The organism is Methylobacterium sp. Leaf85 (genome assembly GCF_001422125.1).
Taxonomy (GTDB): Bacteria; Pseudomonadota; Alphaproteobacteria; order Rhizobiales; family Beijerinckiaceae; genus Methylobacterium; species Methylobacterium bullatum.
In genome coordinates this window covers 253,479-273,549 of sequence record NZ_LMME01000023.1, presented here as the reverse complement: position 1 = coordinate 273,549, position 20,071 = coordinate 253,479, and the positions used below count along the sequence as shown (strand labels likewise).

General features: G+C 68.3%; 19 protein-coding genes and 1 tRNA gene. 6 read left to right on the top strand and 14 right to left on the bottom strand.

All coding sequences use genetic code 11. From position 1 onward, the window contains the following. Positions 1-14: 14 nt before the first annotated feature. Positions 15-779 (top strand): sigma-70 family RNA polymerase sigma factor, encoded by a 765-nt coding sequence (locus ASF08_RS13495; RefSeq protein ID WP_244474537.1) that lies wholly within the window; start codon positions 15-17, stop codon positions 777-779. A gap of 1,304 nt (positions 780-2,083) precedes the next feature. Here ASF08_RS13495 and ASF08_RS13490 read toward each other — a convergent pair. Next, positions 2,084-2,158 (bottom strand) — tRNA-Glu (locus ASF08_RS13490). A gap of 155 nt (positions 2,159-2,313) precedes the next feature. Between ASF08_RS13490 and rlmB the strand changes: the two genes are divergently transcribed. Next, positions 2,314-3,129 carry a 23S rRNA (guanosine(2251)-2'-O)-methyltransferase RlmB gene (rlmB, locus tag ASF08_RS13485; RefSeq protein ID WP_026175694.1) on the top strand — a complete coding sequence of 272 codons (816 nt, stop codon included), beginning with the start codon at positions 2,314-2,316 and terminating at the stop codon, positions 3,127-3,129. 118 nt (positions 3,130-3,247) lie between these two features. On the opposite strand, the gene ASF08_RS13480 is transcribed toward rlmB, so the two are convergent. Beyond that, entirely contained in the window at positions 3,248-4,795 is a 1,548-nt protein-coding gene (locus ASF08_RS13480) for a CYTH and CHAD domain-containing protein (RefSeq protein WP_056146095.1), read from the bottom strand. Positions 4,796-5,015: 220 nt separating this feature from the next. Between ASF08_RS13480 and ASF08_RS13475 the strand changes: the two genes are divergently transcribed. From ASF08_RS13475 to ASF08_RS25350, 3 genes are all read left to right on the top strand, one after another. Then, on the top strand, positions 5,016-5,762 hold the full coding sequence (locus tag ASF08_RS13475; RefSeq protein ID WP_056146092.1) for a TlyA family RNA methyltransferase: 747 nt from the start codon (positions 5,016-5,018) through the stop codon (positions 5,760-5,762). A gap of 11 nt (positions 5,763-5,773) precedes the next feature. After that, a complete protein-coding gene (locus tag ASF08_RS13470; protein ID WP_056146562.1) occupies positions 5,774-7,039 on the top strand; it encodes a class I SAM-dependent RNA methyltransferase in 1,266 nt (421 codons plus the stop codon). A gap of 174 nt (positions 7,040-7,213) precedes the next feature. Beyond that, positions 7,214-7,369, top strand: coding sequence for a hypothetical protein (locus tag ASF08_RS25350; protein WP_200931857.1), 156 nt, complete (start codon positions 7,214-7,216; stop codon positions 7,367-7,369). 17 nt (positions 7,370-7,386) lie between these two features. Here ASF08_RS25350 and ASF08_RS13460 read toward each other — a convergent pair whose 3' ends face one another. From ASF08_RS13460 to ASF08_RS13435, 6 genes are all read right to left on the bottom strand, one after another. Then, positions 7,387-8,148, bottom strand: coding sequence for an SOS response-associated peptidase (locus ASF08_RS13460; protein WP_056146084.1), 762 nt, complete (start codon positions 8,146-8,148; stop codon positions 7,387-7,389). Positions 8,149-8,233: 85 nt separating this feature from the next. After that, the gene (locus ASF08_RS13455) at positions 8,234-9,238 is read right to left on the bottom strand and encodes a magnesium transporter CorA family protein (RefSeq protein ID WP_018042441.1); all 1,005 of its coding nucleotides are present in this window, start codon (positions 9,236-9,238) and stop codon (positions 8,234-8,236) included. A gap of 10 nt (positions 9,239-9,248) precedes the next feature. After that, positions 9,249-10,115, bottom strand: a complete 867-nt coding sequence (locus tag ASF08_RS13450; protein WP_056146081.1) for an SDR family oxidoreductase — start codon at positions 10,113-10,115, stop codon at positions 9,249-9,251. 10 nt (positions 10,116-10,125) lie between these two features. Further along, on the bottom strand, positions 10,126-10,983 hold the full coding sequence (locus tag ASF08_RS13445) for an SDR family NAD(P)-dependent oxidoreductase (protein WP_056146079.1): 858 nt from the start codon (positions 10,981-10,983) through the stop codon (positions 10,126-10,128). Continuing rightward, a complete protein-coding gene (locus tag ASF08_RS13440; protein ID WP_056146075.1) occupies positions 10,980-11,738 on the bottom strand; it encodes an enoyl-CoA hydratase-related protein in 759 nt (252 codons plus the stop codon). The genes ASF08_RS13445 and ASF08_RS13440 overlap by 4 nt, the downstream gene beginning before the upstream one ends. Before the next feature lie 427 nt (positions 11,739-12,165). Then, complete coding sequence (locus ASF08_RS13435) at positions 12,166-13,932, bottom strand: acyl-CoA dehydrogenase (protein WP_056146071.1); 1,767 nt, start codon at positions 13,930-13,932, stop codon at positions 12,166-12,168. A gap of 186 nt (positions 13,933-14,118) precedes the next feature. Here ASF08_RS13435 and ASF08_RS13430 point away from each other — a divergent pair, with 186 nt between their 5' ends. Beyond that, entirely contained in the window at positions 14,119-15,111 is a 993-nt protein-coding gene (locus tag ASF08_RS13430) for an L-threonylcarbamoyladenylate synthase (protein WP_056146068.1), read from the top strand. Positions 15,112-15,304: 193 nt separating this feature from the next. Here the strand turns inward: ASF08_RS13430 and wrbA are convergent, their stop codons facing one another. From wrbA to ASF08_RS13400, 6 genes are all read right to left on the bottom strand, one after another. Further along, positions 15,305-15,904, bottom strand: a complete 600-nt coding sequence (gene wrbA, locus ASF08_RS13425; RefSeq protein WP_056146063.1) for an NAD(P)H:quinone oxidoreductase — start codon at positions 15,902-15,904, stop codon at positions 15,305-15,307. A gap of 245 nt (positions 15,905-16,149) precedes the next feature. Next, positions 16,150-16,611, bottom strand: coding sequence for a transcription elongation factor GreA (greA, locus tag ASF08_RS13420; RefSeq protein WP_056146061.1), 462 nt, complete (start codon positions 16,609-16,611; stop codon positions 16,150-16,152). Positions 16,612-16,653: 42 nt separating this feature from the next. Next, complete coding sequence (gene acuI, locus ASF08_RS13415; RefSeq protein ID WP_056146059.1) at positions 16,654-17,640, bottom strand: acrylyl-CoA reductase (NADPH); 987 nt, start codon at positions 17,638-17,640, stop codon at positions 16,654-16,656. A gap of 112 nt (positions 17,641-17,752) precedes the next feature. Beyond that, entirely contained in the window at positions 17,753-18,379 is a 627-nt protein-coding gene (locus tag ASF08_RS13410; RefSeq protein WP_056146056.1) for a hypothetical protein, read from the bottom strand. A gap of 207 nt (positions 18,380-18,586) precedes the next feature. After that, positions 18,587-19,612 (bottom strand): cell wall hydrolase, encoded by a 1,026-nt coding sequence (locus ASF08_RS13405; protein ID WP_056146560.1) that lies wholly within the window; start codon positions 19,610-19,612, stop codon positions 18,587-18,589. A gap of 177 nt (positions 19,613-19,789) precedes the next feature. After that, positions 19,790-20,047 carry a hypothetical protein gene (locus ASF08_RS13400; RefSeq protein ID WP_026175690.1) on the bottom strand — a complete coding sequence of 86 codons (258 nt, stop codon included), beginning with the start codon at positions 20,045-20,047 and terminating at the stop codon, positions 19,790-19,792. Positions 20,048-20,071 lie beyond the last annotated feature (24 nt).

Sequence of the window (20,071 nt, the reverse complement as noted above, 5' to 3'; positions counted from 1 at the left end):
TTCGCAAACCGGGAATGGCGCAATCACTGCAAGCGGCCGAGGCTGACGGTCAGACGTTGGAGCGCCCCGCCAAGGGAGGGATACCGGAGGCGGTGCGCGTGCATCTGGGGGCCGAACTGAGGGCGGTCTACGCTTGCATCGTCGCGGAAGATCAGCCGCCGGCTTTGTTGGATCTGATTGCCCGGCTCACGCACGCATCCGCCGGGCGCGGCGACGCTGCGTATGCCGCCTTCAGCGCCGATCTGCTCACGGCTCTGCCGGGTTTGAGGGCCTTCGCCCTGTCGCTCGCCATCAACCCGGCGATGGCGGACGATCTCGTGCAGGAGACGCTTCTGAGAGCCTGGCAGAACCGGCATCGGTTCGAGCCTGGCAGCAATCTGACGGCCTGGCTCTGCACCATCCTGCGAAACCACTTCTATACGGAGTGTCGCAAGCGGAAACGGGAGGTCGAGGACGCGGATGGCGCCATGGCGGCGCAGGTGGCCGCGCCGGCATCCCAGGAGGCGAGCAGCGACCTCAAGCGGGTCTGGCAGCATCTCGGCAAGCTGCCGCCGTCTCAGCGGGAGGCCCTGATTCTCGTCGCGGCGCAGGGGATGACCTACGAGGCCGCCGCGGAACTCATCGGCTGTCAGGTCGGCACGATGAAGAGCCGAGTGAGCCGCGCGCGCTCGTCCCTGGTCGGGTACCTCGGGATGGAGGTGCGCCCGAAGGCGCCCTTGGGCCAGATCGCCGCCGACAGTCTCGAACCCGCCGCCATGCAGGTCGGCCTCGGCGCCTGATGTCGATAGGGCTGGACGTCGAATCGATGAGCCGCCGTCGACCTGCACTTCACCCTGAACATCATCGCCGATGTCGGCGGATACCTTTTGGCAAGGCCTTGCTCGTACCGGCGGATCAGCATGTCCCCCCCCCATGCCCGCCGCCGGGTTTCCCTCGGGCCGAACCTGATGGCCCCTGCCCCCTCCCGTCATGCGAATGATTGCGCCGGCCCACCAACGAGCCCTACCATCTCCGTGGCAGCCGCGAGGTCATGCGGTCTCGGCCCGGATGAGGTCCCCTCATGTTCGTGGACGAAGGTTGGAAGCCGCCGAGAGAACCATCGTGGGAGCCGCCAGCTCGCAAGCCTCCGCTAACCAGAGGCCAGGAGCGGGCGGTGGTCTGGATCATCGGGTTGAACGTGCTGCTCCTCTTTGTAGCACCCGTAGGCGGAGCGACCGTGATCCATGCTATCGCCGCGCTATTCGTGAGGGGCTGAGCGATGGATAGTAAGACGCAGATTTTAATCCTTGCGGTCTTGATCGCACTTGCGATTGTTATATTTGACCGATTGCGGAACTGTGATCCAGCCTCATGCTCTTACCGAAAGGGGCCGACAGTGGCGTTGCCACGTTGATCGTGCCCGCTCGCCCGGTAGTAGCGACACGTTGTCGTCCGCAAGGGTATGCCGCGGCGTACAACTCGGCGACCGTTCTTGAGGCCGTTCGTAAGGGTTAGCATCGGCATACCGATCCTCCCCCGGTTTCGCTGACACCTTTGATACGCTCCTTGCGGGCGGGGAAGGTGATTGATGGCCAAGACGAGACGCGAGTTTGCTTCGCTGCACCTTCGGTGCCACGCCAGAGTTCAAACGCGAGGCGGTGGCCCTGCCGGAGACCAGCGGCCGGGCGCCACCGCATCGTCCTCGGTGAGGAGCCGCGCCAATTCGCCCGCCTCGATCTCCGCATCCTTGGGCATGACCGACTGCCCAACTGGAGGGTAGGCCTCTCACCGCGCTTGAGCCGCTCCACAGCCGCGAAGTGCGCCATACAGTCCCTTGGGACGCGCGAGCCTACTTGCTTCGCGATGGCCAGGGGGGCGTCCTGAGGCTCAACTTCCAGTCTGCCTTCCCCGACCACGGGGTGGCACGAAGGACCTTAGGTCCCCCCTGGAATCACGCGGCGGAAGTAGTACGATCCCAGCCTCTCGCGGAGGGGGTATGACCTCAATGCCATGAGTGGTTTGCACCACCGGACTGTATGACCGGCGTCTGCTAAGGCACTGATTTACGCGCTATCTCAGCCTAGGCAATGGCTGAGAAGCCTAATGGCGCGCCCTGCGGGAGTCGAACCCGCCTTTTCAGCGTGAAAGGCTGACGTCCTAACCGATAGACGAAGGGCGCTTGCTCGAGAGCGAGGGTTCTATAGGCGGCTTCTCCCGGCAGGGCAACCGGTGTTTCGCGGTGTTTCACGCTTGACGAACGGCATGGCGGTCGCTTTGTCGCTGCTCAGCATCGGCGCGGCGTTTCGATCGTGCCGTCAGACAGTGGATTACACCATGAATACGCGACGCGACGGGCCGGGCGGACCCCGCACCGGCCGCCCCGGTGGCCAACGCGACCGGTTTCGTCATGGTCCGCCCTCCTCCGGGCCGCGCGGGTCAAGCGGCGATCACGTCGTGCTCTATGGGTGGCACCCGGTGTCGCAGGCGCTGGCGAACGAGGGGCGCGGCCTGCATCGGTTGCTCGCCACCGAGAACGCCCTCGCGCGCCTGACCGAGGAGCTCGGCCAACTCCGGATCGACGCCGAACTGGTGCGCCCCAACGCGATCAACGCCCTGCTCGGGGCGGATGCCGTGCATCAGGGCCTCTATCTCGAAGCCGATCCCCTCCCCGGCCCGGATCTCGACGACCTTCCGGACGATGCGCTCCTGCTGGCGCTGGACCAGATCACCGACCCGCATAATGTCGGCGCCATCGTCCGTACCGCCGCCGCGTTCGGCGTCGCGGGCATCATCACCACGGCGCGGCATTCGCCCACCGCCACGGGCGTACTGGCCAAATCCGCCTCGGGCGGGCTCGAACACGTTCCCCTCGTGATCGTGCGCAACCTGTCCGATGCGCTCATCGATCTGGGCAAGCGCGGCTTCACCCGCATCGGTCTCGATTCGGAGGGGGAGGCCACCCTCGATTCCGTCGGGCCGAAGCGGCCCGCGGTGATCGTGCTCGGTGCCGAGGGCAAGGGACTGCGCCAGCGCACGCGGGACAATTGCGACGTCCTCGCCCGTATTCCGTTCAGCGGCGAGATCCGCAGCATCAACGTGTCGAACGCCGCCGCGATCACGCTCTATGCCTTGAGTGTGCGCGGCGATTGAGACCGAGCGACGCCGATCCCGACCGATGGTCCTCCTCGGCGCGATCGGCGGACGCCCGCCGCCGCGTAGGCAGACGGTGATGAGGTTCACTCACCACCGTCTGGTCTGAGGCCGCGATTCAGCGCCAGAACGGTTTCACGTCGAGCAGTTCCTCGTGTGCCTTCTCCGCCGCCTTGAGCAGATCGTTGGTGCGGGCTTCTCCGTCGGCGGCGGTGAGGCCGGCGGCGAACAGCGCCCGCCCGTCGCCATCGGCGGCCTCGCCCGTCCCGGTGGTAGCCAGGCTCGCGAGCACGGAGTGGGCGGTGGCGAGGTCGTTGAGCGCGCCGAGATGGTCCTGCAGGTCCGAGAGGGCCGAGACGAACGCCTTGTGGTGCTTCTGCGCCTTCTTCTCCGCATAGAGCGAGGCGAAGAATTCCGCGCCGTAGCGCAGCTTCTTGGCTTCGATTCGCACCTCGTGGCGCGCCTCCGCATCGAGGCGCTGGAGATGGCGGCCGCGCTTGCGGATGCGCCGGCGGGCCTTGTCGAGCATGGCTTCGGCATGGTCGCGGGCGGAGACCGCCTCCCGCTTAGCATTGCCGCGCCACGGCCCGGTCTCGATCCAGGCGGACAGATCGAGGATCAGGCTGCGCCAGGCTTGCGATTCCAGGATCGTGAAGACGGTCCCGTAGGCGCGATCCCGCTCGGCTTCGAGGCGGATTCGCAGATCGTCGAGCCCCGCCTCCTCCGGTCTCCGGGCCATCTCGTCGGCCAGGGTTTCGCTGAGGAAGACATCGAGGTTGCGGGCGTGCCCGAACGGCTCTGTGACGCGCTTGATCTCCTCGCGCAGGGTCGTTGCGGCGGGATCGCTCACGAGAATTGGCTTGAACAGGGTGAAGGCCGAGCGCAGCCGCCGCAGGGCGACGCGGATCTGGTGCAGCCCTTCCGGGTCGCGCGTCTTGAGGAACACATCCTCGTTGAGCCGCAGATGGGTCAGGCAGGCAACGGCGATGGTGCGGAAGGCCGTGGCCGCCGAAGCGTCCCGGTCGAGCTTGACCGCTCCGGCCTTGCTCGGACGCCGCAGGCTCTCGCCGAGGATCCTGAAGCCGCGCTCGCTCTTCGACAAGACGCCGAGACGCAGGGGCACGGTCTCCGCGAGACTCTGCGCCAGGGAGAACAGGTCCGCCGGATCGCCCTCGATCAGTTCGAGTTCGAGTTCCCAGATGGGCGCGTCGCCGACCGGCGTCTCCACCCGCCCCTGGTCGAGGGTCGCCGAAATGCGCGAGTGTCCGTGGGCGACGGCCCGGGTGGTACGCTCGATGATGGTGGTCACGACGGCGGCGAGGTCGGGCGAGGACGCGCTGGCGAGTACCTCCGGGACCGGCGTCTCCTCGAGGAGCGACAGGTCCGGTGTCGGGCCGTCCACGGCCCATTCCCATTCCGAGCGGTCGAACAAGCCGGCCGCCGAAGATGCGGCCTTCACCGTCTGGACGTGACGCTCCCCATGCCGGCGAACCCGCAGGGACATCCCCTTGCGGTGAAGCGCCCGGTCGGCCGTGTCGTAATAGGTGGCGGACAGGAACTCGGCCTCCGTCGGCTGCTCGACGGCAAGCAGCGGGTGGCGCGCCAGCTCCGCCAGTTCCGCGGCGCCGCAATCCAGCTTCAGCTCGACTTCCCTCGGGGTACCCATCGATCGTCCTGTTCTGTGATCCGGTATGACGGGCGCCAACGCCCGAGGACCGGGTGTGGATCATCCATGGGCTTCGACGGGCACGCAAGCGGGCCATGTCGTTGCCCGGATGGACAAACCCGAGAATTCCCGTAGCTGAGACGGGGTGGCCCGGTTGGTCTGGCCTCGATCCGGGGAATCGGATCTTAGGCGAGAGATCACACGGGATCGTAAGGGTTCGATGACGGTGGACCGGGTGAGGGCCGATCGGCTCCTGGTCGAGGGTGGCCATTTCGAGAGTCGGGCGAGGGCCCAGGCTGCGATCGAGGCGGGTCTCGTCACCGCCGACGACCGCCCCGTGACCCGCGCCTCCGACAGGCTCGACCCCAGGGCGCGGATCGTGGCAAGCGCGCCGCACCCCTTCGTCTCGCGCGGCGGGCTTAAGCTGCAGGCCGCGCTGGCGGCGTTCGGATTCGATCCGGCCGGGCTCGTCTGCCTCGATGTCGGCGCGTCCACCGGCGGCTTCACCGACGTGCTGCTGAAAGCCGGTGCCGGGCATGTCTATGCCGTCGATGTCGGCCGCGACCAGCTGCATGCCTCCCTGCGCGGCGATCCCCGCGTGACCAGCCTCGAGGGCCGGGACGTGCGTGGCCTCGACACCGCGGCGATCCCGCGCGCACCGTCCCTGGTGGCGGTCGATGTCAGCTTCATCGCCCTTCGCCTTGTCCTGCCCGCAATCGTGCCGCTCATGGCTCCCGGTGCGGCCCTGGCGGCATTGATCAAGCCTCAATTCGAGGCGGGGCGCGACCGGGTCGGGCGCGGCGGCATCGTGCGCGACGAGGCCGTCCACCAGGCGGTCTGCGAGGAGGTGACGAACCTCGTCACCGATCTCGGCCTGTCGGTCCTCGGCCTCATCCCCTCCCCTGTCGCCGGTGGCGACGGCAATCGCGAGTTCCTCATCGGGGCACGCTCGACGGTGCGCCCATGACGGACACGACCATGACCGAACAACAGCCCCTTCGTACCGTCGAGATCGCGCGCCTCGGGCAGCGCGGCGACGGCATGGCGACGGACGGCACCGTCGTTCCCTATGCCCTGCCCGGCGAGCGCGTCTCGATCCGCAAGGACGGCGCGCGCGTGTCCCTCGTCGCGGTGGAAACGCCCTCCCCGGACCGGATCGACCCGTTCTGCGGCTATTTCGGAACCTGCGGAGGCTGCGCGGTCCAGCATCTCGCGCCAGAGCCCTACGCCGCCTGGAAGCGGGGCAACCTCGCGCAGGGACTGGCCCAGGCCGGGATCGACGTGCCATGCGAGCCCGCGCGCGATGCCCATGGGTCGGGCCGCCGCCGGCTGACGCTCCACGTGCGCGAGATCGACGGCAAGGGCGTCGCCGGGTTGATGGAGGCGCGCAGTCACGCCCTCGTGGCCATCGACCATTGCCCCATCACCGTCGAGCAGCTCCACCGGGCGCCGGCCGTCGCGCGGGCGCTGAGCGCTCCCCTCGGCCACGGCCGCAAGCCCCTCGACGTCGCCTTCACCGCCACCGAAGCCGGACTCGACGTGGACCTGCGCGGGCACGGCCCGGTGAGCGAAGGCCTGCGCGCCACGCTGGTGCGGCTGGCCGGCGAGCTCGACCTCGCGCGCCTGTCCCTGCACGGCGACATCGTGGTGGAGCGCCGCGCGCCCGCGATCACCACCGGCGAGACCCGCCTCGTGCCGCCGCCGGGGGGCTTCCTGCAGGCGACGGAAGCGGGCGAGGCGATGCTCGCCGAACTCGTGGTCTCCGCCCTCGACAAGCGCGTGAAGCGCGTGGTCGACCTGTTCTCCGGGGCCGGCCCGTTCACCCTCGCCATGGCCCGCACGCGGGATGTCCATGCGGTGGAGGGCGAGGCGGCGGCGATCGCCAGTCTCGACCGGGCGTTTCGCGCCACGCGCGGCCTGCGCCGGATCACGAGCGAGACCCGCGACCTCTTCCGCCGGCCGCTCCTGCCCATCGAGCTCGAGACCTTCGACGCCGTGGTGTTCGATCCGCCGCGCGCCGGAGCCCAGGCCCAGGCCAAGCGCATCGCGGAATCGAAAGTGCCCCTGGTCATCGGCGTCGCCTGCGACATCGGCTCGTTCGCCCGCGATGCGGCGACGCTGATCGAGGGCGGCTATCGCCTCGAACGGGTCGTCCCCGTCGACCAGTTCAAGTATTCGAGCCATCTCGAAATGGTGGGCGTGTTCCGCAAGGATGTCGCCAAGCGCAGGCCCTCGCTGAGGTAGGGGCCGGCCCCGACGGTCGCAGGACCCGCGTCGTCTTCGGGGCGCGGTGCGCTGCGGCACGCGGCAGGGCTCCGCGAGGTCATGGCAGCCGCGCTCGAAATCCCATGGCCGGCGTGGATGGCCATGGCCATGTTGGGAGGAGCAAAGTCGCTCTCCCATTCAGGACCATTCGTCGTGGACGCCTTCACCGCCAAGCTGCTGGTTTCCGCAGCCATCGTCACGGCCGTCGCCGGTTTCTCCCTGCTGACCGCCGGCTTGGCGCTCCTCGACGTCTACAACGACTTTCGTCGCGGAGCCGACGAGCGAGCCTCGTCCCGCCCCCAACCCTGAACGCCCGCGCCCTTCGGTCAGAACAACGTCCCCTGAGCGTCCTCGTCGCTGGATAACGGGCGCTCGTCCGGCGGAATGTCGAAGACCGTCTCCGGTCTGGCCCGGCCGACCGGGACGGCGAGGTCCGCGCCTTCGTTGCGTGCGTCGTTGACCCTCGCGCTCACCACGTCGAGGGTCAGCCATTGGTCGGGGCACGGCCGGCACAACGAGACCGCATCGCGCGGCTCCGTGCCGAGATGGTCGAGCCAGGGCTCGATGGCCTCTGGCGATAGGATGGCCGGCATTCGGTCGTGGATCGCCGCCATGGTGCCATTGGCGCCCGTGGTGACGATGGCGGCGGTGTCGATCTCGGACCCGTCGGCCCCGAGCCAGTTCTCCCACACACCCGCGAGCGCCATCGGCGCCCCGTCCGCCCGGCGGATCATGTAGGGCGTGCGCGTCATGGCCTTGCCGGTTCCCTCCCGGCGCCATTCGTAGAACCCGTCGGCGAGGAAGACGCAGCGGCGGTGGCGGATGGCCCCCCGGAACGTCGCCTTCTCCAGCACCGTCTCGACGCGCGCGTTGATGATGAGCGGAAAGCCCTTCGGATCCTTCAGCCAGCCCGGCAGGAAGCCCCAGCGCATGAGCCGGAAATGCCGCTCGCCGCGTTCCGCCAGCACGATCGGCACCGGCTGCGTCGGCGCCACGTTGTAGCGCGCCGGGAAATTCGGCTGCTCGGGATAGCCGTAGAACGACCGGAAGACGTTCGGATCCTGCTGAATGAGGAAGCGGCCGCACATGTGCTTACCTTCGCCCGCCGTCCATTGCAGGACGAGCTCGATGAGCGGTGCCGAAGCTCCGTAGACGCACGAGATCCATCCCGCCCTACAGCCACTTCTTCCAGCGGAAGAACACATACGGCAGCACGGCGGCCACCACCATCATCACCACGGCCATGGGATAGCCGAAGGTCCAGTCGAGCTCGGGCATCGCCTTGAAGTTCATGCCGTAGATCGAGGCGATCAGGGTGGGCGGCATGAACACCACCGCCATGACCGAGAACAGCTTGATGATGTTGTTCTGCTCGAGATTCACGAGGCCCAGCGTCGCGTCGAGGAGGAACTGGATTTTCGAGGATAGGAAGGTCGCGTGCTCCTCGAGCGACTGCAGATCGCGCAGGGTCGAGCGTACGTCCTCGCGCAGTTCCCGCGGCGCCTTGGTGGTGCGGTAGGTCGCCGAGAGCGAGAGCAGGATGCGCTCCATGGAGACCAGGCTCTCGCGCTGCTTCGAGATCAGGTCGCCCAGGCGTCCGAGCGCCCGCAGCGTATCCTGCAGGGCGGTGTTGCGGGCCGAAGGGTCCGCCTTCTCCTCGAAAATCTTGCCCGAGAGCCGGTCGATCCGCTCTCCCTGGAGCTGGAGCACGTCCGCCGCCCGGTCGATCACGGTCTCGATCAACCCGGCGAGGATCGTCTCGCCCGACGGAGCGGCGGAAGGACCGTTGCCCGTCGAGCGTCCGGCCCGCTGGGTATACATGCGGAAGGCCTGGGGCTCCTCGTAGCGCACCGTCACGAGGCGGTTGCCGCGCAGGATGAAGGTGATGCCGGCCAGCCCCGGCTCATCCGCGTCGCTGACTTTGCTCAGCACCCGGCCGGTCATGTAGCGCGCACCGTCCTCCACGTAGAGGAGCTCGGAGGGCTCGATGTCCTTCATCTCCTCGCGGGTCGGCACCGAGATGCCCATGAAGGCCTCGACCTTGAGGTCTTCCTCCCGCGTCGGGCGGATCATGTCGAGCCAGACGGTCTCGTCGGGAATGGGGTCCTGCAGTTCGAGGGGACGGCGGTCGAGCAGGATGTGCCCGGGGCCGGCGATCGGCTGATGGATGAAAATCACGCTTTACGTCTCAGGCGAGGGCCCCGGAAGGCGGTGTGTTCGCATCCGGCACGAAGAAGTCCGGCGCAAGGGGTATGCCGGGTGTGACGCGGTATTGTGTGAAGTCCGTGACACCTTGCTCGGCGAGGAAGCTGTCGTCGATGAGGAAGCGGCCGGTGACCTCGCGCGACGGTTTCAGGAACAGGGCATGGGCCGCATCGGCGACGATCTCCGGCGTCCGGCTCGCCTGGATCAGCGCTTCGCCGCCGAGGAGGTTGCGCACCGCCGCCGTGGCGATGGTGGTGCGCGGCCACAGGGCGTTCACGGCGATGCCCTGCCTGCGCAATTCGCCCGCGAGGCCGAGGACGCAGAGAGACATGCCGAACTTGGCCATGGTGTAGGCGAGATGCGGCGCGAACCACTTCTCCGCCATGTCGAGGGGCGGCGACAGCATCAGGATATGCGGGTTTGGCGCCTTTTCCAGATAGGGGATCGCATGTTTCGAGACCATGTAGGTTCCGCGCGTGTTGATCTGGTGCATCAGGTCGAAGCGCTTCATCTCCGTCTGCGGCGTGCGGGTGAGCGAGATCGCACTCGCATTGTTCACCACGATGTCGATGCCGCCGAAGGTCTCCGCGGTCCGCGCGATGGCCGAGGCGACGCCCTCCTCGTCGCGCACGTCGACGATGAGCGGTAGGGCGCGCCCGCCCGCCGCCTCGATGGCGGCCGCCGCCGTGTGGATCGTGCCGTCGAGCTTCGGGTGCGGCGTGTCGGTCTTGGCGGCGATGGCGACGTTGGCCCCGTCGCGGGCGGCGCGGAGACCGATGGCGAGGCCGATGCCGCGCGAGGCGCCGGTGATGAAGAGGGTCTTGCCCTTCAGGGACTTCGAATCCGTCATGGCCGTCTTCTCACGATCCGAGTTGAAAACGCGGCGGCGTCGTGCCGTCGGCGTCGGTGAAGCCGTATTCGGCGGCGAGATCGCCCGCGTGCAGGATGCGCCCGGCACGGGCCTGGACATCGGGATCGGCGGCGAGGGCCGCCAGCGCCCGTCCCGCATAGAGCGGGCTCTCCGTCGCCCGGTCGGCATGGCCGTTGTCCCGCGCCCGCTCCGTGAGGACGAAGCCGGGCGAAAGGCCGAGCGCGGTGACCCCATGGGGGGCGAGCTCCCGGGCGCAGGCGAAGGCGAGCCGGTTGGTGCTGGCCTTGGCGAGATCGTAGAACACGTCGCCGAGGTAGCCGGTCTCGGTGTCGAACGAGACGAAGGCGATGAGGCCGCGTTTGGCCGAGACCATCGCCGGCGCGACGGCTCTGGCGAGGAGCAGCGCCGGATAGGGGCCGGTCTCGAAGACCTGCGAGAACGACTCGGCGGAGCGACGCCAGAACGGTGTGCCCCATTCGATCCCGTCGGCGTAGCTCTCCCCGTCGAAGCCTTCGTTGCCGCCCCAGACGCTCGAGACCGCGACGTCGATCCGGCCGAAGCGACGCAGCGCCCAATGGACGAGGCCGTCCACCGCCCGCTCGCTGGTGTGGTCGCAAAGGTAGTGGTGGCCCTCGCCCCCGGCGGCATCGACCTCGCGGGCGGTGTCCTCGATGGTCTCTGGCCGGCCCTCGGTGCGCGGCCCCGTCTCGCTCGACCGGGCCGTGACGATCACCGTGGCCCCGGCCTCTCCCAGCCCGCGGGCGATGCCCCGGCCGACTCCCCGTGAGGCGCCCGCGACGAGGCAGATCGTCCGGCTCAGATCCGGGACGGCGGCGCGCCCGCTCATGAGGCTTTCGACTTGCCGAGAAAGCGCGCGAACGCCTCCTGTGCCTCGGGCGCCCGCAGCCGTGCTTCGAAGGCCACGGCCTCCGCTTCGAGCGCCGCCTCGACCTCGGCTTGATTGCCGCGAATGAGCCTGCGCGTCGCGGCGACGGCACCGGGCGGAAGCGCGGCGAGGCGCGCCGCCTGGGCCAAGGCGTGATCGAGCAGGAGGTCGCTCGGCGCGATGGCGTTGACGAGGCCGAGGCGCAGGGCTTCCTCCGCATCGAACGGTTGCGACAGAAGGAGGAGTTCGGTGGCCTTCAGGATCCCGACCCGGCGCGGCAGCAGGTAGGACGAGGCCGCTTCCGGCACGAGGCCGAGTTCCACGAACGGCATCCGGAACCGCGCGGCCGGGCTCGCATAGACAAGGTCGCAATGCAGCGTCAGCGTCGTGCCGATCCCCACCGCGATCCCGTCCACCGCCGCCACCATCGGTGTCGTCGTCCGGGCGAGCTGGCGGATGAAGTGAAGGGCCGGCGCCTCGGTGAAGGGTTTTCGCGCGCCGGCGACGAAATCGGCGAGGTCGTTGCCGGCGCTGAACGCGCCCGGCGCCCCGGCGAAGACGATGGCGCCGATACTCTCAGATGAATCCGCCTCAGCGAGCGCGTCGCGCATGGCATCGTACATGGCGCCGGTGAGCGCGTTCTTCTTCTCCGGCCGGTCGAGGCGGATCAGGCGGACGCCGTCCGGTCTGTCGTGGATCGCGATGTGCTCGGTCATGTGTGTTCTCGCTTTCCGGCGATCCCTCTCCCCTTTGCAGCAGAGCTATCGCATGTGGCCGCTTCGTCGAACGGAGGAGGGAGCCCCCTCTCCCCGCGTGCGGGGAGAGGATCGCGGGCACCTTGTCGTGTCCGCGATGAGCGAGAGGCGAAGCCGAAGCGAGGGTGAGGGGGCGATTCCGGATGAGACTCCTTCGGGTCCACCCCCTCACCGTCGGCTGCCGCCTCGCCGCGTCGACGACAAGGTCGTCGCGGCCCTCTCCCCGCAGGCGGGGCGAGGGGATGCGTACCCGTCGCTCCGCTTGATGCATCCTCCCCTTTCATCTCCAGTTGCTCCCTCTAACCCCAAGTCGGGCCGTCCCGAGTTGGGCGCCTGGGATGAAAACCACGGACAAGCACTGGATCCGTTGGGGGGAGAGTCTTCGTGCTCACCCCGCCAAAGCCAGCATACCGTCCTGCGTGAAACCGCCGCCGTCGACGACGCTCTGTTCCAGCCCGCCCGCCGCCGTGAGGAGGTTCTCGGCGAAGAACCGCGCCAGCGCGATGCGGGCGCCGTGGGCGGGATCGGTCTCGCCGGTCTTGAGGGCGGCATTCGAGGCCAAAGCCGCAAGGGCGAGGCAGGTCGCGCCCTGCGCGAGGCCGAACAGGCGCAGATACGGCGTCGCGCCGGCTTGGGCCTCCTCCGGCCGGTTGGAGGCCAGCGCCTTGAGGAGGTAGCTCGTCGCCCGGTCGAGGCTTTCGATCCCGGCGCGGAGGCGCGGCCCGAGATGGCCGAAGGCCGGTGTCGCATCCTTCTGCACGGCCTCTGCCACGCGACGCATGGAGGCCAGCTGCGCCCGCACGGTCGCCCCGCCATTCAGCGGCAGCTTGCGCGCCACGAGGTCGATGGCCTGGATGCCGTTGGTGCCCTCGTAGATGGCGAGGATGCGGGCGTCGCGCATGTGCTGCGCGGCTCCCGTCTCCTCCACGAAGCCCATGCCGCCATGGACCTGGACGCCCAGCGACGTCACCTCGTTGGCGATGTCGGTGGAGAAGGCCTTGGCCACGGGGGTCAGCAGCGACGCCCGGTCGAGCCCGGCCTTGCCCTCGGCCCCGCGCGCCGCGTCGAGAGCTTGCGCCGTGAGGTAGCAGATGCCCCGCGCGGCCGCCGTATAGGCCTTCATCGTCAGCAGCATGCGCTGCACGTCGGCATGGTCGACGATGGGGCTGACGGGATCGGACGAGCCCGCCGCCTTGCCCTGGCGCCGGTCGCGGGCATAGGCCAGCGCCTGCTGGTAGGAGCGCTCGGCGACGCCCACACCCTGCAGCCCGACATTGAGCCGGGCCGAGTTCATCATCGTGAACATACAGGCGAGGCCCCGGTTCTCCTCGCCGATGAGCCAGCCCGTGGCGCCGCCGTTGTCGCCGAAGGCCATGGAGCAGGTGGGCGAGCCGTGGATGCCGAGTTTGTGCTCCAGGCCGGAGCAGCGCAGGTCGTTGCGGCTGCTGTCGGGGAGGAACTTCGGCACCAGGAACAGGGAGATGCCGCGCGTACCGGCGGGCGCGTCCTTCAGACGGGCGAGGACGAGGTGGACGATGTTGTCGGTCAGGTCGTGCTCGCCATAGGTGATGTAGATCTTCGAGCCGACGATCCGGTAGGTCCCGTCGCCGGCGGGCTCCGCCCGGCTGCGCAGCAGCGACAGATCCGACCCCGCCTGGGGCTCGGTGAGGTTCATCGTGGCGGTCCATTCACCGGAGATGAGTTTTCCGAGATAGCGCTCCTTGAGATCGTCGGAGCCGTGCTTGGCCAGCGCCTCGATCCCGCCGGCGGTGAGGAGCGGACACAGGGCGAAGCTGATGCTGCCGGCATTCCACATCTCGCTGCAGGCCGCATTCAGCAGGAGGGGCAGGCCCTGGCCGCCGTGATCGGCCTCGGCGCTGAGCCCGTTCCATCCGCCCTCGATCCAGGTGCGATAGGCCTCGCGCCAGCCCGGCGACGTGGTCACGGCGCCGTCGGCGAGGCGGGCACCCTGGCGGTCCCCCACCGGGTTGAGCGGCGCGATCACCGCATCCGCCACCCGGCCCGCCTCCTGAAGGATCGCGTCCGCATCCTCCATCGTCAGGTCGCCATGGGCTCCCGAGGCGATGGCGGCATCGAGCCCGGCCACGTGGCGCAGGGCGAAGCTGATTTCGGCGACTGGCGTGCGATAGGTCATGGATGGTCCTCCCGCGTCGTCTTGAGCGACGCTTCACCTGAGTTTGACGCGCGCGCCGACCCGGCGATACGGCCCGTCGCGCCATGTGCTCCCAGGCATAGGCAAGACGGGTTCACGGGGATAGGCAGTCCCCGTCGACGATGCGGCACCGAGCCCGACGCCCTTCAGGCAGGGAATAGTTTAGATATGAACGATCTCGGGTCAATCCCCGGTGAAACGCTGAGGCTGGACATCGACGAGGCCGGGATCGAGTGCTCCGCGCGGCTTCTGCGGAGCGGCGGGCTCGTCGCGTTTCCCACCGAGACGGTCTACGGGCTCGGCGCCGATGCCTCCGACGCCGAGGCCGTCGCGCGCATCTATGCGGCCAAGGAGCGGCCGAGCTTCAACCCGTTGATCGCCCATCTGCCCGGTCTCGATGCAGCCCGGCGCGAGGGCGTGTTCGACGGTCTGGCCTTACGTCTCGCAGAGGCGTTCTGGCCCGGCCCGCTGACACTGGTCGTCCCGGCGGCGTCGGGCGGGACCGTGAGCGACCTCGCCCGCGCCGGTCTCCCCAGCGTGGCCCTGCGCGTCCCGGCCAATCCCGTCGCCCTGTCCCTGCTCGAAAAAGTCGGACGGCCGGTGGCGGCGCCCTCCGCCAATCGCTCGGGCCGTGTGAGCCCGACCCGTGCCGAGCACGTCCTCGCCGATCTCGACGGCCGCATCGCCGCAATCCTCAATGGCGGGAGTACCCCGGTCGGCTTGGAATCCACGGTCGTCGCCTGTCTCGACGGTCGCGCGCGCCTGTTGCGTCCCGGCGGCGTGACGCGGGAGGCGGTCGAGGCGATCCTGGGATTTGCCCTCGATGCCGGTCACGAATCCGCCGAGGCGCCGATCGGCCCCGGTCTTCTCGCGTCCCATTACGCGCCGAGGGCCGCCGTGCGGCTGGACGCATCGCGGGTCGAACCGCACGAGGCGGTCCTGCTCTTCGGCCCCGTGGACCCGCCCGGAGCGGAAGCGGCGACAGCGCGCCTGAACCTGAGCGCGGCAGGAGACCTGCGAGAGGCTGCCGCCGCCCTGTTCTCGTCGCTGCGCCGGCTCGACGAGGTGGGAACCGGGACCATCGCCGTCGCTCCGATCCCTCGGACGGGGCTCGGAGAAGCGATCAACGACAGGCTGCGCCGAGCCGCGGCACCCCGCTGAATTTTTTTCTGCAAACCGCGGAACTCATCCACGACGAGCACGTTTCACAGTCACGAAGGTCGGTTCAGCCCCCAATGACCTTCTCCCCCTCAAGGCTCGGATTTATCCGAGCCTTTTTTCTTGGTCGCTTCGGCACTTCTCGACGTCGAAAGCCCCGCGCGATGCGCGGGGCTTGTCATGCGCCGACGCTCGATCAGCCGGCGAGCTTGGCGGCGATGCCGGCCACGTGCCTGCCCTGGAAGCGGGCGCCGTCGAGTTCGATGCCGACCGGCTGGCGGCTCCCGTCGCCATCGGCGATCGTGGATGCGCCATAGGGCGTGCCACCCTTCACCTGCTCGACACCGTTCTGCCCGGCGAAGGCGTAGGGCAGCCCGACGACGACCATGCCGTGATGGAAGAGCACGGTGTGGAAGCTCGTGATGGTCGTCTCCTGACCGCCATGCTGGGAGGCGGTGGAGGTGAAGACCGAGCCGACCTTGCCGATCAGCTTGCCCTGCGCCCAGAGACCACCGGTCTGGTCGATGAACTGCTTCATCTGGGCGGCCATGTTCCCGTAGCGTGTGGGCGTACCGAAGATGATCGCGTCGTAATCGGCCAGCTCGTCCACGGTGGCGATGGGCGCCTGCTGGTCGAGCTTGTAGTGAAACTGTTTGGCGACATCGTCGGGGACGAGTTCCGGCACGCGCTTGACGCTGACCTCGGCCCCGGCCTCTCGCGCACCCTCTGCGACGGCGTTCGCCATCTGCTCAACATGTCCCCAGGACGAGTAGTAGAGAACCAGTACCTTCGCCATCCTGCTCACTCCATCGATGGGAGCCGCGCCGCGGCTCCAAGCTTGGCGGTATATCGGTCCGCGCAGGGCGCGTGAAAGGGCCATGGGCCACGAAAGCAGCCTGAGGCCCACCGGACTCCGTCGCAGCGCGTGAAAAGCGCGGGCGTTCACGGGACGAAATCTGGCCGAACGCGGAAAGCCGTCACGCTCGGCGCGAGGCGACTAGGTTCAGAGAAGTCGCCGGAGAAAATCCGGCTGCCCGCCGTTCAGTCGATCGACTCGATCTCGACCTCGTGCCCATTCACTTCGACGCTGTCGCCCACGCTTTTGCCGGTGAGCGCCTTGGCCATGGGCGAGACGTAGGAGATCGATCCCTTTGCGGGATCGGCCTCGTCCTCGCCGACGATGCGGAACGTCTGCCTGGTGTCGTCTTCTTTGACGATCGTGACGGTGGAGCCGAAATGCACGGTGTCTCCGCTCATGGGCTCCACCAGTTCGGCCGAGCCGAGCCGGGCCGTCCAGTAGGCGAGGTCGCGGGTGACACGGGCCTCATCGGCCTTGGCCCCCGGCGTCAGCGCGGAGAACTCCGACTGCAGCCGCGCCACCTCCGCCTCCATCTGGGCGAACCCCTGGGGGGTGACGAAATTGGTGTGAGGCGAGATCGGACGATCGGGAAGATCCTCGAAGGCCTCGCCGCCCTCACGCTCTTTGACGAATGCACTGCTCATGGAAACGGCAATGCATCGCGATCGAAACGGTTCCGCTTGCCCTCAGCCGATGGTGACGACGGTGCGGCCACGAATCCGTCCCGCGAGGATGTCTTCGGCGAGCGCCCCGACTTGCGCGAGAGGCACGGTGCTCGTCATCCTGGCGAGGAGGTCCTGGTCGAGCTCCCTCGCGATCCTCGCCCAGGCTTGCCGGCGCTTGGGCAGGGGGGTGGTGACGCTGTTGATGCCGAACAGGCTGACGCCGCGCAGGATGAAGGGGGCCACAGTTGTCGGCAGGTCCATGCCGCCGGCCAATCCACAGGCCGCGATGGCCCCGTCGGCCTTGGTGGCGGCGAGGAGATTGGCGAGGGTCGTCGAGCCCACCGCGTCGATCCCGGCCGCCCAGCGCTCCTTCGCCAGGGGCTTGCCGGGATTGGCGAGTTCGGCCCGGTCCAGGATCTCGGAGGCGCCGAGGGATGTGAGGTAATCCGCTTCGCCGGCGCGGCCGGTGACGGCGATGACGTGCCACCCGGCTCTCGCCAGAAGCGCCACCGCCACCGATCCGACACCGCCGGAGGCGCCGGTGACGATGGCAGGTCCATCGGAGGGTTTGATGCCATGGGCATCGAGCGCCATGACAGAGAGCATGGCGGTGTAGCCGGCGGTGCCGACCGCCATCGCCTCTTCGGGTTTCAAGCCGTCCGGCAACGGAACGAGCCAATCGCCCTTCACCCGCGCGCGCTCGGCATAGGCGCCGAGATGGCTCTCACCCACGCCCCAGCCGGTGAGCACCACCGCATCGCCGGGCTCGTAGTCCGGATGTTCGGAGCTCTCCACCACGCCGGAGAAGTCGATGCCGGGGATCATCGGGAAGCGGCGCACCACGGGCGAGCGCCCGGTCATCGCCAGTCCGTCCTTGTAATTCAGGGTCGAATGCGTGACCCGGACGGTGACGTCGCCGTCCATCAGGTTCGCTTCGTCGAAATCGGTGAAGCGAAGATTCTGGCCCGCCTCGTCCTTCTCGACCACCCATGCCTTGAACGTCGCCATGTCCGTCGGTCTCCTCACGTCTCGGTGATGACCTGTGGCGGGGCGGGCGTGAATCAAGCCGGCCCCGAGCGCGGATTCGCCCGGGGCCGGGAAGGCGTCGCCTCGCGGTCGATCAGTAGCCGTCGTAGATGCTGCCGGTGGAGAAGCCGAGGCCGACCCCGATATCGGCCGAACTGGCGCCGGTGATGCCGAAGGCATCGGGGATCGAGCCGATGACCGGAGCACGGTGGGAGCCGGCGTAACCGGGGCCGACATAACCGGCGCTGGCGTAACCGGGGCCGGAATGGGCCGGCACCCAGCCGGACCGGCCGCGCGAGACCAGGACGGAGCGCTGGACGCTGGCGTATTCGGCGGGAATCGTCTCCGGGATGGTCTGGCCGGGCTGGGCCAAGATGCGGCGGTGACGGACGGCGAAGCGCGGCGGAATCTCGACCCAGCAGCCGATCATCTCGCCATAGGCATCACGCCGCGTCTGCCAGACGCGACCGCCGGGCGAGACCTGAACCTGTTCGGAGACGGTCTCGTAGACCGGAGGAAGCGAGCGGTAGACGGTGCGGGCGGGGCGGACGAGGACGCGCTCGGACACGGTGTCGTAGACCGGAGGGGTCGTGACATGCCGGTAGCATTCGGCCCCGCCGCAGCCCCCGGCCTGAGCCGATGTCGCGAGGATCGAGGCACCGAGAAGGGCGCCGGCGAGGGCGGAGGCGGACAGCGTGAAATGGGTGACCGGCGCGGTCATGCTCGAATCCTCGACACTGAAATGCGGTGTGATGGGCGCGCACCCAGCGTTGGTGCGCAGCCTTCGACGCATTAGAGGCGGTCAAGTTGCGCTCGGAGCAAGCTCTATCGCAGATCAGGGTAAAATTAACCTTGGCTTAACACTACGCAATCTTCATCCTGCTTAAGTAAAGCGCTTTCGTTCGATTCACGGGTCGTTAAACCGGTCTCAGGTCTGGCCGCGCTTCAGCTGGTAGAAGATATGACGTCCGATCACGTCCATCTTCTGCAGGCGCCGGGACCAGCCCGGCTTTACGTAATCGGCATGGTAATGCGTGGCGCCTCCGACCTCGCTGAGATAGGTGCGGCCTTCGATCACCGCGCTGGCGATGCGGGTGGCGCTCTGCCAGGAGGGGCCGTCGGTGATGCGCAGGGACTTGCCCTCGCAGGCGAAGGAGAACTGGCAGCCCATGTAGCGATGGCGGTTCTGGTAGACGACGCCGCAGACATTCGACGGGTAGAGCCCGCTTTTCACGCGGTTGAGCACGACTTGGGCGACGGCCGCCTGGCCGTCCTCGGGCTCGCTCCGGGCTTCGAAATAGACCGCTTCGGCGAGGCAGCGTTGCTCGCGGTCGATGGAATCGGGGACGATCAGGTCGGCATAGCGGTGCCGGGCGTCCTCGGGGACGGTCTCGGTGATGCCGGAGCCGAGATCCTTTCGCGGCGAAAAGCCGGGAATCAACAGGCTGGCCGCCGCGACTTCGATGGGCGTGGCATCCGCCGGGGCCGGTGTCGTGGACGACAAGGCGATGGCGCGGGGAATGGCCGGCGTGGCGCCGTCCGACGGTTCATCGGTCTCTTCCTCGGCGGCCATCTCGTGCGGGGGGGTGAAACCCGAAGCCGGTTCGAGGTCGGGCGACCAGATCGCGGAGCCGGGGACGAGAAGGCCTGTATCGGCGCTCGACAGGCCGACCCTCACGACGGGCGCCTTCATGTCCAAGCCGGCACCTGCCTCATGGTTCGGATAGAGCCGTTCCGTCGCCTTCGCATCGACGCGGCGACGAACCCCCGGCGTATCATGAGGCAGCCGCAAGGCGATCCTCGCTCCGCCCTGCCCCGTGAGGCCGGAGGCGGACGGGTCGGTTCCGGCGCTTGCCGTGAAGGAGACAACGAAGCCGAGGGCGAGGGTCCACGGCACCATGGAGGCGCGAAACCAGGGCTTTTGGCAGGGGCGGCGAACGCGTTTCGTACTCACGACCAAACAACCCGGTTACGGACCTGGCCTCGCTGGTCACGCGCAGGGGTGACCAGAAGGGATGATCCAAACTATCGGGCGTTATGGTTGCGAGTGTCTTAAGACGATGAACGTGATCGCGTCTCGCGAAGACCTCGGACGGTCGTCGTGAAGTTGTTCGGACGTATTGCAGAGCGATCAGAGGTTTCCGGGGCGACCGTGTGTCACCGCGAGGGCGCCCACGAGCGCATTGACGCTGGAGCGTCCCTTGCTCTCGGTAATGCGCTCCGCATCGGCACTGCTCTGCGTCGCGACCGCGAAGACGAGAAGAGCGATGGTCGCGACACCGCCGAGCGCCGAGACGACCCAGATATAGGCCTGCTGGACGACCCGTGGCACGGGCACGGCATGCGAGGTTTCGGAGAGGAATACAGGGGGTTGGCTCGAGTCGCTCATGGTCGGCGTTCCCGCGCGTTCAAT

Coding starts and splice junctions, on each gene's coding strand:
- ASF08_RS13495 (WP_244474537.1), top strand. CDS start 15: ATGGCGCAATCACTGCAAGCGGCCGAGGCTGACGGTCAGACGTTGGAG.
- rlmB (WP_026175694.1), top strand. CDS start 2,314: ATGAATACGCGACGCGACGGGCCGGGCGGACCCCGCACCGGCCGCCCC.
- ASF08_RS13480 (WP_056146095.1), bottom strand. CDS start 4,795: ATGGGTACCCCGAGGGAAGTCGAGCTGAAGCTGGATTGCGGCGCCGCG.
- ASF08_RS13475 (WP_056146092.1), top strand. CDS start 5,016: ATGACGGTGGACCGGGTGAGGGCCGATCGGCTCCTGGTCGAGGGTGGC.
- ASF08_RS13470 (WP_056146562.1), top strand. CDS start 5,774: ATGACCGAACAACAGCCCCTTCGTACCGTCGAGATCGCGCGCCTCGGG.
- ASF08_RS13460 (WP_056146084.1), bottom strand. CDS start 8,148: ATGTGCGGCCGCTTCCTCATTCAGCAGGATCCGAACGTCTTCCGGTCG.
- ASF08_RS13450 (WP_056146081.1), bottom strand. CDS start 10,115: ATGACGGATTCGAAGTCCCTGAAGGGCAAGACCCTCTTCATCACCGGC.
- ASF08_RS13445 (WP_056146079.1), bottom strand. CDS start 10,983: ATGAGCGGGCGCGCCGCCGTCCCGGATCTGAGCCGGACGATCTGCCTC.
- ASF08_RS13440 (WP_056146075.1), bottom strand. CDS start 11,738: ATGACCGAGCACATCGCGATCCACGACAGACCGGACGGCGTCCGCCTG.
- ASF08_RS13435 (WP_056146071.1), bottom strand. CDS start 13,932: ATGACCTATCGCACGCCAGTCGCCGAAATCAGCTTCGCCCTGCGCCAC.
- ASF08_RS13430 (WP_056146068.1), top strand. CDS start 14,119: ATGAACGATCTCGGGTCAATCCCCGGTGAAACGCTGAGGCTGGACATC.
- wrbA (WP_056146063.1), bottom strand. CDS start 15,904: ATGGCGAAGGTACTGGTTCTCTACTACTCGTCCTGGGGACATGTTGAG.
- greA (WP_056146061.1), bottom strand. CDS start 16,611: ATGAGCAGTGCATTCGTCAAAGAGCGTGAGGGCGGCGAGGCCTTCGAG.
- acuI (WP_056146059.1), bottom strand. CDS start 17,640: ATGGCGACGTTCAAGGCATGGGTGGTCGAGAAGGACGAGGCGGGCCAG.
- ASF08_RS13410 (WP_056146056.1), bottom strand. CDS start 18,379: ATGACCGCGCCGGTCACCCATTTCACGCTGTCCGCCTCCGCCCTCGCC.
- ASF08_RS13400 (WP_026175690.1), bottom strand. CDS start 20,047: ATGAGCGACTCGAGCCAACCCCCTGTATTCCTCTCCGAAACCTCGCAT.